Source organism: Algimonas arctica, from assembly GCF_014652695.1.
Classification (GTDB): domain Bacteria; phylum Pseudomonadota; class Alphaproteobacteria; order Caulobacterales; family Maricaulaceae; genus Litorimonas; species Litorimonas arctica.
The window spans coordinates 1-13,547 of sequence record NZ_BMZH01000026.1; the positions used below are offsets into that span (position 1 = coordinate 1).

General features: G+C 59.2%; 3 protein-coding genes and 2 pseudogenes. All 5 read left to right on the forward strand.

Translation table 11 applies throughout. From position 1 onward, the window contains the following. Window positions 1-7 precede the first annotated feature (7 nt). Window positions 8-5,638 (forward strand): annotated as a pseudogene (locus IE105_RS15775) (hypothetical protein); the annotation flags it as partial. A 534-nt stretch (window positions 5,639-6,172) separates the two neighbouring features. Next, window positions 6,173-9,691 (forward strand): annotated as a pseudogene (locus tag IE105_RS15780) (hypothetical protein); the annotation flags it as partial. Beyond that, the gene (locus IE105_RS14895) at window positions 9,684-10,799 is read left to right on the forward strand and encodes a TIGR03032 family protein (protein ID WP_189499684.1); all 1,116 of its coding nucleotides are present in this window, start codon (window positions 9,684-9,686) and stop codon (window positions 10,797-10,799) included. The pseudogene IE105_RS15780 and the gene IE105_RS14895, both read left to right, overlap by 8 nt. Beyond that, window positions 10,792-12,522: a type I secretion system permease/ATPase gene (locus IE105_RS14900; protein ID WP_189499685.1), complete on the forward strand. Its 1,731-nt coding sequence runs from the start codon at window positions 10,792-10,794 to the stop codon at window positions 12,520-12,522. Before IE105_RS14895 ends, IE105_RS14900 begins: the two co-directional genes overlap by 8 nt. Then, window positions 12,519-13,547, forward strand: a 1,029-nt coding sequence (locus IE105_RS14905; RefSeq protein ID WP_189499686.1) for an HlyD family type I secretion periplasmic adaptor subunit, incomplete at its 3' end; no start/stop codon positions are given. The genes IE105_RS14900 and IE105_RS14905, both read left to right, overlap by 4 nt.

A 13,547-nucleotide genomic window follows, 5' to 3' on the forward strand; every position in this document is an offset into this window, starting at 1 on the left:
TTTCGAGATGCCCTCCGATGCCGGCGGCAACAACGTCTATGACATTGTCGTCACCGCCAATGATGGCGTCACCACAACGGACCAAGCGGTCGCGATTACGGTGACTGATAGTTTGACTGAGCCCACTTTCAGTCTGGCTTCATTGGACGGCACCAATGGCTTCCGGATCGACGGGATTGACGTCGGAGACCAGTCCGGTATCTCAGTGAGTTCCGCGGGCGACGTCAATGGCGACGGTTTTGATGATCTCATCATCGGGGCAACCAACGGTGACCCCAATGGTGTTAGCGGTGCGGGAGAGAGCTATGTCGTCTTTGGCGGGGCGGCAGCGGTGGCGGGCGGCGCACTGGATCTGTCCACGCTTGACGGCACGAATGGCTTCCGCATCGACGGGATTGATGTGAGTGACTACTCTGGCTATTCCGTCAGCTCGGCGGGCGACGTCAATGGTGACGGTTTTGATGATCTCATCATCGGGGCATGGCGGGCAGACCCCAATGGCGATAGCAGTGCGGGCGAAAGTTATGTTGTCTTTGGCGGGGCAACGGCGGTGGCCGGCGGCGCGCTGGATCTCTCAACCCTCGACGGCACGAATGGCTTCCGCATCGACGGGATCGATGCGTATGACTACTCCGGCAGAACCATCAGTTCTGCGGGCGACGTCAATGGCGACGGTTTCGACGATCTGATCGTTGCAGCACTTTCTGGCGACCCGAACGCCGCTCATGGCGCCGGGGAAAGCTACGTTATCTTTGGCGGGGTAGCGGTGGTGGCGGGCGGCGCGCTGGATCTCTCAACGCTCGACGGGACCAATGGCTTCCGGATCGACGGGATCGATGCGTATGACTACTCCGGCAGTTCCGTCAGTTCGGCAGGCGACGTCAATGGTGATGGCTTCGATGATCTCATCATCGGCGCCCTTCGCGCTGACCCCAATGGCGCTGGCGATGCGGGTGAGAGCTATGTTGTCTTTGGCGGGTCAGCGGCTGTTGCGGGCGGCGCGCTGGATCTCTCAACGCTCGACGGGACCAATGGCTTCCGGATCGACGGGATTGATACCAATGACTTCTTCGGCCGGTCTGTGAGTGCAGCGGGTGATGTCAATGGCGACGGCTTTGATGATCTCATCATCGGGGCAACCAACGGTGACCCCAATGGTGTTAGCGGTGCGGGCGAGAGCTATGTCGTCTTTGGCGGGGCGGCAGCGGTGGCGGGCGGCGCACTGGATCTGTCCACGCTTGACGGCACCAATGGCTTCCGCATCGACGGGATTGATGTCAGTGACTTCTCCGGCAGTTCCGTCAGTTCTGCGGGCGACGTCAATGGTGACGGCTTTGATGATCTCATCATTGGCGCCTTTTTTGCTGACCCCAATGGCGAAAATAGCGCGGGTGAAAGCTATGTCGTCTTTGGCGGGGCGGCGGCGGTGGCCGGCGGCGCGCTGGACCTGTCCACGCTCGACGGCACCAATGGCTTCCGCCTCGACGGGATTGACGTCGGAGACCAGTCCGGTATCTCTGTGAGTTCCGCGGGCGACGTCAATGGCGACGGCTTTGATGATCTCATAATCGGAGCACGTTATGCAGACCCTAATGGCGATAGCGGTGCGGGCGAAAGTTATGTCATCTTTGGCGGGGCAACGGGCACGGAAAACACGACAGTTGTCACGTCCGCTGGGACAATAGCCGCCGATAATTTTACCGGCAATGCCGGCAATGATAGCTTCACGGGTATCGCGACAGACGACGTTGTCCGCGGCGGCGCGGGCGATGACACCATCACCGTGACCAGCCTCGACTTCGCCGATATTCGCGGCGGGACCGGGCGTGACACGCTGGTGCTGGACGGTGCGGGGCTGAGTCTGGATGCGACGACGGCGGGCAATGCCGGCCTCGGCAGTATCGAAGTCATCGATATCACAGGGTCAGGCGACAATACGCTGACGCTCGACGCGCAGGCTGTGTTCGACCTGACGGAAGAGCGCTCGGGCGGAANCAGTGTCGACCTCAGTAGCGGCAGCTTCACGGCGGGCACGCAGGTTACCGATGGCGGCGTGACTTACAATGTCTACACCGACGGCAATGCGACTGTGCGCGTGCAAGACAGTGTGGCGGTCAACGCCCCGGTTTCTGTCGTCAATCTCGCCGGACTCGACGGGATTAACGGTTTCCAAATCAACGGTATCGCCGCGAATGACCAGGCAGGCTTTTCTGTCTCTTCTGCGGGCGACGTCAATGGCGACGGCTTTGATGATCTGATTGTCGGGGCTTATGGCGCCGATAGCTATACTGGGCAAAGCTATGTCATCTTTGGCGGGGCGACCGCGCCGGGCACGAACGGGGTGCTGGATCTCTCGACGCTGGACGGGACCAACGGCTTCCGTCTTGACGGCATCGACGCAGATGACGAGTCAGGCAGTTCTGTATCTTCGGCGGGGGACGTCAATGGCGACGGGTTTGATGACCTCATCATTGGGGCGAGATTCTCAGACCCCAATGGCAATAACACGGCCGGTGAGAGCTATGTCGTCTTTGGCGGGGCGACCGCGCCCGGCACCAACGGGGTGTTTGATCTCTCGACGCTGGACGGAACCAACGGCTTCGTGATCAACGGTGTTAAGGCGGGAGACGAGTCAGGCCGTTCTGTTTCTTCTGCGGGCGACGTCAATGGTGACGGCTTTGATGATCTCATCATCGCGACTCATCGTGCTGACACAAATGGCAATAATTATACCGGTGAGAGCTATGTTATCTTTGGCGGGGCGACGGCGCCCGGGACCAATGGCGTGTTTGATCTCTCGACGCTGGACGGAACCAACGGCTTCCGTATCGAAGGCTTAGACGCGTATGACTATTCGGGCGAGACAGTGTCGTCTGCGGGCGATGTCAATGGCGACGGCTTTGATGATCTGATCATAGGCGCTAGAGGTGGCGACCCTAATGGCGACAGCTCTGCGGGTGAGAGCTATGTTATCTTTGGCGGGGCGACGGCGCCCGGGACCAATGGCGTGTTTGATCTCTCGACGCTGGACGGGACCAACGGCTTCCGTCTTGACGGCATCGACGCAGATGACCAGTCTGGCAGAACCATCAGTTCTGCGGGCGACGTCAATGGAGACGGCTTTGATGATCTGATCGTTGCAGCAGTTTCTGGCGATCCAAACGGCGTTAATGGCGCCGGGGAAAGCTACGTTGTGTTTGGCGGGGCAACGGCGCCCGGCACCAACGGGGTGTTTGATCTTTCGACGCTGGACGGGACCAATGGCTTCGTGATCAACGGCATTAATGCGAACGACTACTCTGGCTTTTCTGTCAGTTCCGCGGGTGACGTCAATGGCGACGGTTTCGATGATCTGATTGTCGGGGCTGCGGGAGCTGATGCCTTTGCCGGGGAAACCTATGTCATCTTTGGCGGGGCGACGGCACCCGGTACGGCGGGCGTGTTTAATCTCTCAACGTTGGACGGGACCAATGGTTTCCGTCTTGATGGCATTGACGGGATGGACCTTTCGGGTCGTTCTGTGAGTTCTGCGGGTGACGTTAATGGCGACGGGTTCGATGATTTAATCATTGGAGCAAGCTTAGCCGAATCCCGTGCTGGCGAGAGTTATGTCGTCTTTGGCGGGGCAACGGGCACGGAAAACACGACAATTGTCACATCCGCTGGGACAGGCGCGGCCGATAATTTCACGGGTAATGCCGGCAATGATAGCTTCACGGATATCGCGATAGACGACGTTGTCCGCGGCGGCGCGGGCGATGACACCATTACCGCGACCAGCCTCGACTTCGCCGATATTCGCGGCGGGACCGGGCGTGACACGCTGGTGCTGGACGGTGCGGGGCTTAGTCTGGATGCGACGACGGTGGGCAATGCCGGCCTCGGCAGTATCGAAGTCATCGATATCACAGGGTCAGGCGACAATACGCTGACGCTCGACGCGCAGGCTGTGTTCGACCTGACGGAAGAGCGCTCGGGCGGAACGACCACGATCGATGTGCGCGGGAATGCGGGCGATACGATCAATCTTCAGGGTTGGACATCGGCAGGGCAAGTCACTGACGGCGGCGTCACCTATAATATCTTTACCGACGGCAATGCGACCGTGCGCGTGCAAGACGGGGTGACAGTTGCGACGACCGTCTCCGTCATCGACTTATCCACGCTCGATGGCACCAATGGCTTCCGGATCGACGGCATCGATATCACTGACTTCTCCGGCCAGTCTGTGAGTTCTGCGGGCGACGTCAATGGTGACGGCTTTGATGACCTCATCATTGGCGCCTATAGCGCTGACCCCAATGGCGATAGCGCTGCGGGCGAGAGTTATGTCGTCTTTGGCGGGGCGGCGGCGGTGGCCGGCGGCGCGCTGGATCTCTCGACGCTCGACGGCACCAATGGCTTCCGCCTCGACGGGATTGATGCGTTTGACTTATCCGGCCAGTCTGTGAGTTCTGCGGGCGACGTCAATGGCGACGGCTTTGATGATCTGATCATAGGCGCCAGAGCTGGCGACCCTAATGGCGACAATTTTGCGGGTGAGAGTTATGTTATCTTTGGCGGGGCAGCGGTGGTGGCCGGCGGCGCACTGGACCTGTCCACGCTGGACGGCACGAATGGCTTCCGGATCGACGGGATTGACGCCAGTGACAACTCTGGCTTTTCCGTCAGTTCTGCGGGCGACGTCAATGGTGATGGCTTTGATGACCTCATCATCGGCGCCTTTCGTGCTGACCCCAATGGCGATATCAAAGCGGGTGAGAGCTATGTCGTCTTTGGTGGGGTCGCGGCTGTTGCCGGCGGCGCGCTGGATCTCTCGACGCTCGACGGGACCAATGGCTTCCGTCTTGACGGCATCGATGCGTATGACCAGTCTGGCTATTCCGTCAGCTCGGCGGGCGACGTCAATGGTGACGGCTTTGATGATCTGATCATAGGCGCCAGAGGTGGCGCCCCCAATGGCGATAGCTATGCGGGTGAGAGCTATGTCGTCTTTGGTGGGGCCGCGGCTGTTGCCGGCGGCGCGCTGGATCTCTCGACGCTCGACGGGACCAATGGCTTCCGGATCGACGGGATCGATGCGTATGACCAGTCTGGCTATTCCGTCAGCTCGGCGGGCGACGTCAATGGCGACGGTTTTGATGATCTCATCATAGGCGCCAGAGGTGGCGACCCCAATGGCGATAGCGATGCGGGCGAAAGTTATGTGGTCTTTGGCGGGGCAGCCTCGGTGGCCGGCGGCGCGCTGGACCTGTCCACGCTCGACGGGACGAATGGCTTCCGGATCAACGGTATTGATGTTGGCGACTTCTCTGGCTTTTCCGTCAGTTCGGCGGGCGATGTCAATGGCGACGGCTTTGATGATCTGATCATCGGTGCTTGGCGCGGTGACCCCAATGGCGAATATTCTGCGGGTGAGAGCTATGTCGTCTTTGGCGGGACGGCGGCGGTGGCCGGCGGCGCGCTGGACCTGTCGACCCTCGACGGCACGAATGGCTTCCGCCTCGACGGGATTGATGTGGAAGACCAGTCTGGTCGATCCGTTTCCAGCGCGGGCGACGTCAATGGCGACGGCTATGATGATCTCATCATCGGGGCCCGGGATGCCGACCCGAATGGAAACGGGAGAGCCGGGGAGAGCTATGTCGTCTTTGGCGGGGCAACGGGCACGGAAAACACGGCAGTTGTCACGTCCGCTGGGACGGGCGCTGCGGACAATTTCACCGGTAATGCCGGCAATGATAGCTTCACGGGTATCGCGACAGGCGACGTTGTCCGCGGCGGCGCGGGCGATGACACCATCACCGTGACCAGCCTCGACTTCGCCGATATTCGCGGCGGGACCGGGCGTGACACGATCGTCTTGGACGGTTCGGGGCTTAGTCTGGATGCGACGACGGTGGGCAATGCCGGCCTCGGCAGTATCGAAGTCATCGATATCACAGGGTCAGGCGACAATACGCTGACGCTCGACGCGCAGGCTGTGTTCGACCTGACGGAAGAGCGCTCGGGCGGAACGACCACGATCGATGTGCGCGGGAATGCGGGCGATACGGTTACCCTCATAGGCTGGACACCGGGCGCGCAGGTCACTGACGGCGGCGTCACCTATAATATCTTTACCGACGGCAATGCGACCGTGCGCGTGCAAGACGGGGTGACAGTTGCGACAACGGTCTCCGTTATCGACTTATCCACGCTCGACGGCACGAATGGCTTCCGGATCGACGGGATCGATGCGAGCGATTACTCTGGCCAGTCTGTGAGTTCGGCGGGCGACGTCAATGGTGATGGCTTCGATGATTTCATCATCGGCGCCTATCGCGCTGACCCCAATGGCGATAGCGGTGCGGGCGAAAGTTATGTCGTCTTTGGCGGGTCAGAGGCTGTCGCGGGTGGCGCGCTGGATCTCTCGACGCTCGACGGGACCAATGGCTTCCGGATCGACGGGATCGATGCGAACGACATCTCTGGCTATTCCGTCAGCTCGGCGGGCGACGTCAATGGTGACGGCTTTGATGACCTCATTATCGGGGCTTATCAGTCTGACCCTAATGGCAATGGCGGTGCGGGTGAGAGCTATGTCGTCTTTGGCGGGGTGGCGGCAGTGGCCGGCGGCGCGCTGGACCTGTCCACGCTGGACGGCACGAATGGCTTCCGCCTCGACGGGATTGATGTCGGAGACCAGTCCGGTATCTCTGTGAGTTCCGCGGGCGACGTCAATGGCGACGGCTTTGATGATCTTATCATTGGGGCGAGGTGGGCAGACCCCAATGGCGATAGCGGTGCGGGCGAAAGTTATGTCGTCTTTGGCGGGTCGGCGGCGGTGGCCGGCGGCGCGCTGGATCTCTCGACGCTCGACGGGACCAATGGCTTCCGGATCGACGGGATCGATGCGAGCGATTACTCTGGCCGGTCTGTGAGTTCCGCGGGCGACGTCAATGGCGATGGCTTTGATGATCTCATCATTGGCGCCTATCGCGCTGACCCCAATGGCAAATATGCCGCGGGTGAGAGCTATGTTGTCTTTGGTGGGGCGGCGGCGGTGGCCGGCGGCGCGCTGGACCTGTCCACGCTCGACGGCACGAATGGCTTCCGGATCGACGGGATTGATGCTGGTGACTTCTCTGGCCGGTCTGTGAGTTCCGCGGGCGACGTCAATGGTGACGGCTTTGATGATCTCATCATCGGCGCCTATCGCGCTGACCCCAGTGGTGGCAGCGATGCGGGTGAGAGCTATGTTGTCTTTGGCGGGTCGGCGGCGGTGGCCGGCGGCGCGCTGGATCTCTCGACGCTCGACGGCACCAATGGCTTCCGGATCAACGGGATCGATACGTTCGACTTCTCTGGCCGGTTTGTGAGTTCTGCGGGCGACGTCAATGGTGACGGCTTTGATGATCTCATCATCGGCGCCCCTCGCGCTGACCCCAATGGCGATAGCTATGCGGGCGAGAGCTATGTCGTCTTTGGCGGGGCGGCGGCGGTGGCCGGCGGCGCGCTGGATCTCTCGACGCTCGACGGCACCAATGGCTTCCGGATCGACGGGATCGATGCGAACGACATCTCTGGCCGGTCTGTGAGTTCGGCGGGCGACGTCAATGGCGACGGCTTTGACGATCTGATCATAGGCGCCAGAGTTGGCGACCCCAATGGCGATGGCGGTGCTGGCGAGAGTTATGTCATCTTTGGCGGGGCAACGGGCACGGAAAACACGACAATTGTCACATCCGCTGGGACAGGCGCGGCCGATAATTTCACCGGTAATGCCGGCAATGATAGCTTCACGGGTATCTCGACAGACGACGTTGTCCGCGGCGGCGCGGGCGATGATAGCATCACTGTGACCAGCCTCGATTTCGCCGATATTCGCGGCGGGACCGGGCGTGACACGATCGTCTTGGACGGTGCGGGGCTGAGTCTGGATGCGACGACGGCGGGCAATGCCGGCCTCGGCAGTATCGAAGTCATCGACATCACAGGCTCAGGCGACAACACGCTGACGCTCGACGCGCAGGCTGTATTCGACCTGACGGAAGAGCGCTCGGGCGGAATGACCACGATCGATGTGCGCGGCAATGCGGGCGACAGTGTCGATCTCAGTAGCGGGACCTTCACAGCGGGCACCCAAATCGACGACGGGAACGGCTTCATCTATACGGCCTATACGGACGGCAACGCCGTGGTGCGGGTTGAACAGGGTGTCACCGTGATCCTTGATACAGGGTCTGTGACCGCGAAAACCGCGCGTCAGAGTGTAGAGTCTGATTTCGGCGGCACGATTAAGCTATCCGATGACATCAGTTTTGATCCGCGAGAAAACCTGATGGATGGGCAGAGGGTTTTGATTGATCCTGCCGAGCTCCACATGATCCCCGTTGAGGGAACGGGATCGGCTAATGGAACAGCTCCTCTAGGCTTGATGATGGATCCGTTCGAGGCCTTGATGGCCGCTGGTACGGCCCGTTTTATTGGAACGGGCGAACCGGAGACCTACAGCACCATTAAGCTGTTCGATGATGTCAGTTCAGATCCGCGGGAGGGTCTTATAGAGGGACCGAGGGCTCTGACTGATCCGGCTGCGTTCGACATGATCGTTGATGAGAGCACGGGGTCCGCTGATGGGACAGGTCCTCTAGGTTTGACGACCGATCAGATTGACGCGTGGATGACCCTCGGTCCTGCCAGTGTGTTTGAACCCGGTACGCCGGACAATGACGTGACAATTGCGCTGTCTGATAATGTCATTTCAGAAACGACGACGGAGGTTCCCTTCGAACTCGCAACGATAAGAAGTAACGCCCTGATCGCTCCGACCCCTATCCCGGTCAAAGATGGTCTGGAGAGAGCAGACCTGATCTTTGCGATTTATCCTCCGAACACCCCTTTATTCAGAGACGATTTGCTGGCGTTCAGGCCCGTCGAGGATGGGCCGATCAGCTTCAACGAGGATAGGGTCTTGTTATTGGACCGCTACGAAGCGACAGCAACGACGGACGTTCCCTACGAGTTCACCACCATCAAGAGTAACGTCCCTGTTGCTCCAACCCCCGTTCCTGCGGAGGATGGTGTCTTGCGAGCAGACCTGGTCTTTGCGATTGAGCCTCCGAACAATCTGTTGAGCTGGGACGATATGTTGGCGTTCACTACTTTCGAGGATCAGCCGATCGATGCCGACGACGATGCGGTCCTGTTCACAAGCCTCTCCGAGCCGACGGTAACGACGGAGGTTCTCTTTGATGAGCTTACCACCATCAAGACTGACGTCCCTGTTGATCTGACTCTGGAGGCTGACGTCGAAAGCACGGGAGGCGACACAACGGATATAACCCCGATCACAGAGCTGTCGCTCGAGGCGGATACGCTGATCGACAATCTCTTGATCTGGGACGATGCGTTTTCCCTCACGGCATTCGATGATGAGTCGATCAACTCTCGCGAAGACGCGGTGGGTGTCACAGACCTTGGGGAGGACACCTTCCAAAGCCTCTCGGTTGACTCCGGTGATGGTATCCAAAATCATTTGGGTGTCTTCCAGTCCCTGGGCGTTGATGACTTTGGCGTCGTGCGCCCCACGGAGCCGCCAGCCCCGTACGAAGCCATGCCTCCAGAACTCCTCGACTTTATGGATGATCTGATGCTCTTCGCCGACGATGGTCAAATTATCGATACAGGGATATCGTACGATGCTTGATGGACAAACGTCTCAAACTGAAAAGTCAGATTCCCCCGGTTCACGGGAGGTCGCGTTTTCGGTTGATTGCTCGCGCGGCTTCGTCGAATGGTTGGACTCTAAATCGCTCAGCCTTGGCGTAACGACCTATCAGGTCGGGAAGGTCATCCTGTTCGGGGTGGATCGACAGGCTGACACCACACCCAAGCTTTGGAGCTTCAATCGCAACATTGGCCGATGTTTAGGCATGGCCACGGATGATCGAGGTTTCTGGGTGACCAGTGATACGCAGCTGATCCGGTTCGATAATTTGCTGGTCGACGGTCAAATAGGGTCTCAGCAAACGGATGCGCTTTATGCGCCCCGCTTCTCCTATTTTACCGGGGATCTTGATGCGCATGATCTCGCTATTCAAGGCGATGGCGACCTCTTGTTTGCGAATACCTTGTTCAATTGCGTCGCAAGGCCCAGCCGAAGCCATAGTTTTGAGCCGGTCTGGCGCCCGGACTTTATATCGCGTCTGGCGGCGGAAGACCGGTGTCATCTCAATGGCGTCGCGATACGCGATGGTAAACTCCGCTACGTCACCCTCATCAGTCAGACCGACGTGTTCGACGGTTGGCGCGAGCACCGAGACAAGGGCGGCGTGGTGATCGACGTCCAAACGGGCGAGACGATCTGTTCGGGCCTGTCCATGCCGCACTCGCCGCGGTGGCATGCCGGTCGACTATGGCTCAATAATAGTGGAACGGGGGAGTTCGGGTATGTGGATGAAGAGAAGAAATGCTTCGTACCGGTCACCTTCTGTCCTGGTTATCTCCGGGGGCTTAGCTTCATAGACGACACAACGGCTGTCGTTGGCTTGTCTTTACCACGCGACAATAAGACCTTTAGTGGTCTCGCCTTGGATGACAGATTGAAAGAGGCTGGCGTGTCTGCCCGCTGCGGCCTCTATTTTGTTGATCTGGCAAGCGGGGATGTCATTCATTCCATGGTGTTTCATGGCCTCGTGACCGAGCTTTATGACGTTGTGACTTTCCCCGGCATCAAGAAGCCGTCGATGATTGGGCCCAACACCCCGGATATCAAACGGACTCTGTCAGTTCCGCCTGAGAGCAGCCATGCGTGACACGCCGTCACTCAGCATGATGGGTTGGCTTAAGTCGCTGGCGGCCGCAATTCCGACCTATATTGCACCGATCTTAGGGTTTACGATTGTTGCCAACTTACTTCTCTTAGTCTCACCCTTCTATATGCTTCAGGTCTATGACCGGATCCTGACCTCAGGGTCCATCGACACGCTGATTTGGCTGACAGTTATCTCCATATTCCTGCTCGGAATATACGCCGCTGCAGAAGTCGGGCGTCGTCGTTTGGCAACCCTTGCATCCGTCGAGCTCGATACAATCATTTCGGACAATATGTTCACGCATTTCTGCGATGACCCTCAGGAGGCCGTCGCGATTCCGTCGCGATTACGCTACACCGCCCGCGTCAAAGGGTTTCTGTCCAACCAGGCGATTTTACCGTTCTTTGATCTTCCTTTCGCCCCGTTTTTCATCGCGATCCTCTTCGTTATTCATCCGTTGATCGGAACGATCGGCCTCATCGGCGCCCTCTTGATGGTCGTCATCGCCGTGACGGCTGAGGGCGCGACTCGCGCGACACTTCTCGCCGCGAGCCAAAAGGATAGCCAGGCTTTCGAGCTCGCTTTGGGCCTTAGTCGACAACGCTCAGCAATCGTGTCCATGGGGCTGACCGAAGGGGCGTTATCGCGCTGGAAGTCCATCCGAGAAGACGCGCATGGCACCGCACTGAACGGTGGCAAAACTGAGGTCAGTTTCGCATCGTCAGCAAAGTCCGTGAGGCAGATGCTACAGATTCTTGTCCTGGGCGCGGGGGGCGCGCTGGCGGTCAGGCAACAAGTCTCTCCCGGAGCCATCGTTGCAGGCTCGATCATTCTTGGGCGTGCACTCGCTCCCATTGATCAGATTGTGGGGGGCTGGAAAAACATCACCTCAATCCGTGAAGCCTGGGATGACCTCGGTGAACGGTTCATTCGCGTGGACGACGCGCGCACTGACACGCCTCTCCCTCGCCCAGAGCCCATTCTAGTGCTGGACCGGCTCGCGATAGCCCCCCCGGCCAGTGAGGAGGCGTTGATCCGTCCCTTCCGGCTGCAGGTACAGGGCGGCGCATTAGTGACGCTGCTGGGACCCATCGGCAGTGGCAAAACCAGTCTCCTGCAGACAGTTGTCGGGGCTTGGCGCCCGTTTTCTGGGAAAGTCGTCCTAGGCGGTCGGGATGTTCACGCGTGGGCCAGCGACGACCGAGGACCTTATGTTGGCTATGTCCCGCAGGGCGTTGAGCTTCTGCCAGGATCGATAGCCCAGAATATTGCCAGAATGGGGAAGGCGGAACCCGAAGCGATTATCTTGGCGGCACAAGAGGCCGGCGCTCATGACATGATCCTGTCGTTGAAGGACGGCTATGACACGCTGATCGGACCGTCTGCAGCGGTGCCTCTGTCAGCCGGACAGACACAGTTGATTGGTTATGCCAGAGCGCTCTTTGGCGAGCCAGTCCTGCTGGTTCTGGATGAGCCGACAGCCAACCTCGACAAAGGCTCAGCACAGCATGTCATCGCCTCTCTTAAAGCGAAGGCGGACCGCGGGGCGATCGTTATCGTTGCCACACACGATCGGGCCGTGATTGAGCAGTCTGATACCGTTCTCGCTATCCGCGAAGGCGGTGTGGTGACAGCAGATGCACAGCGTTATCTGGCTAGTCTCGTGCCCTCGGCAGGACCAGAACCCCAGCGACTTTCGACAGTTCAGGGGAAAACCGCATGACGGTTAGATCCAAGACTCGGACCCCGCGTGATCCTCTGGTGCGCAAGATGTCTTTAATTTGCGTGCTTGGCTTCGGCGGGTTCATTCTGTGGGCGGGACTAGCGCCACTGGAAGAGGGCGTCGCGGCGGTCGGAAAGATCATCGTTGAAAATGATCGTCAACAGGTTCAACATTTTGAAGGCGGGATCATTGAACAGCTGATGGTCAGAGAAGGCAGCCTAGTCGAGGCCGGCGACACGCTTGTCGTGCTCAAATCAACCGCCTCGCGGTCCAACCGCAATCAAGTCATTCAGCAATATGCCGCCAAGTCCGCGACAATTGACCGTCTGGAAGCGCTTAACGAAAATCTGCCCAAACTATCTTTCTCGGACCTTGATGATCTGGCACTGGACCCCGTTGAACGCGCGTCGATCATGCAGCGTGAAACGACATCCTTTGATCAGGAGCGTCTTGCGCTATCCTCGGATATTGCGGTCCTGAATGCACGGATCAATACGGCGCAACAGCTACAACGCTCACGCTCCGATGAAATTGAGATCGGCAAGAGAGCCTTGACTTCGGCGAGGTCCGAGCGGGAGGTTATTGCCGCGATGGTTGCCGAACAGTTGGCACGGCGGGACCGCTTAACGGAGGTGGAGCGTCTTGTTGCCTCTCTCGAAGGGGATGTCTCGCGGCTGGAAGGCGAGCGCGCCGACGCGCTGGCCAATGAACGGGATCTGCGCGCTCAGATCGGTCAAGCCAGAGCCCGAACGGCGCAGCGGTGGGCGACTGAGATTTTGCAGGCCAGCTCCGATCTTCAAGTGGCTAGAGAGCAATTGGAGGCCGCTCAGGATGTGGTCGAACGATCCGTGATCACGGCGCCTGTTTCGGGTGAGGTTCTCAATCTAAAAGCATCGACGATCGGCGGTGTTATTCGACCGGGCGATACACTCATGGAAATCGTCCCGGCCCTATTCGATGTTACGGCCTCCGTTCAAATTATGCCGGCTGACAGGCCGACCGTCTATGAGGGCCTCTTGGTTCGA

Coding starts and splice junctions, on each gene's coding strand:
- IE105_RS14895 (WP_189499684.1), top strand. CDS start 9,684: ATGCTTGATGGACAAACGTCTCAAACTGAAAAGTCAGATTCCCCCGGT.
- IE105_RS14900 (WP_189499685.1), top strand. CDS start 10,792: ATGCGTGACACGCCGTCACTCAGCATGATGGGTTGGCTTAAGTCGCTG.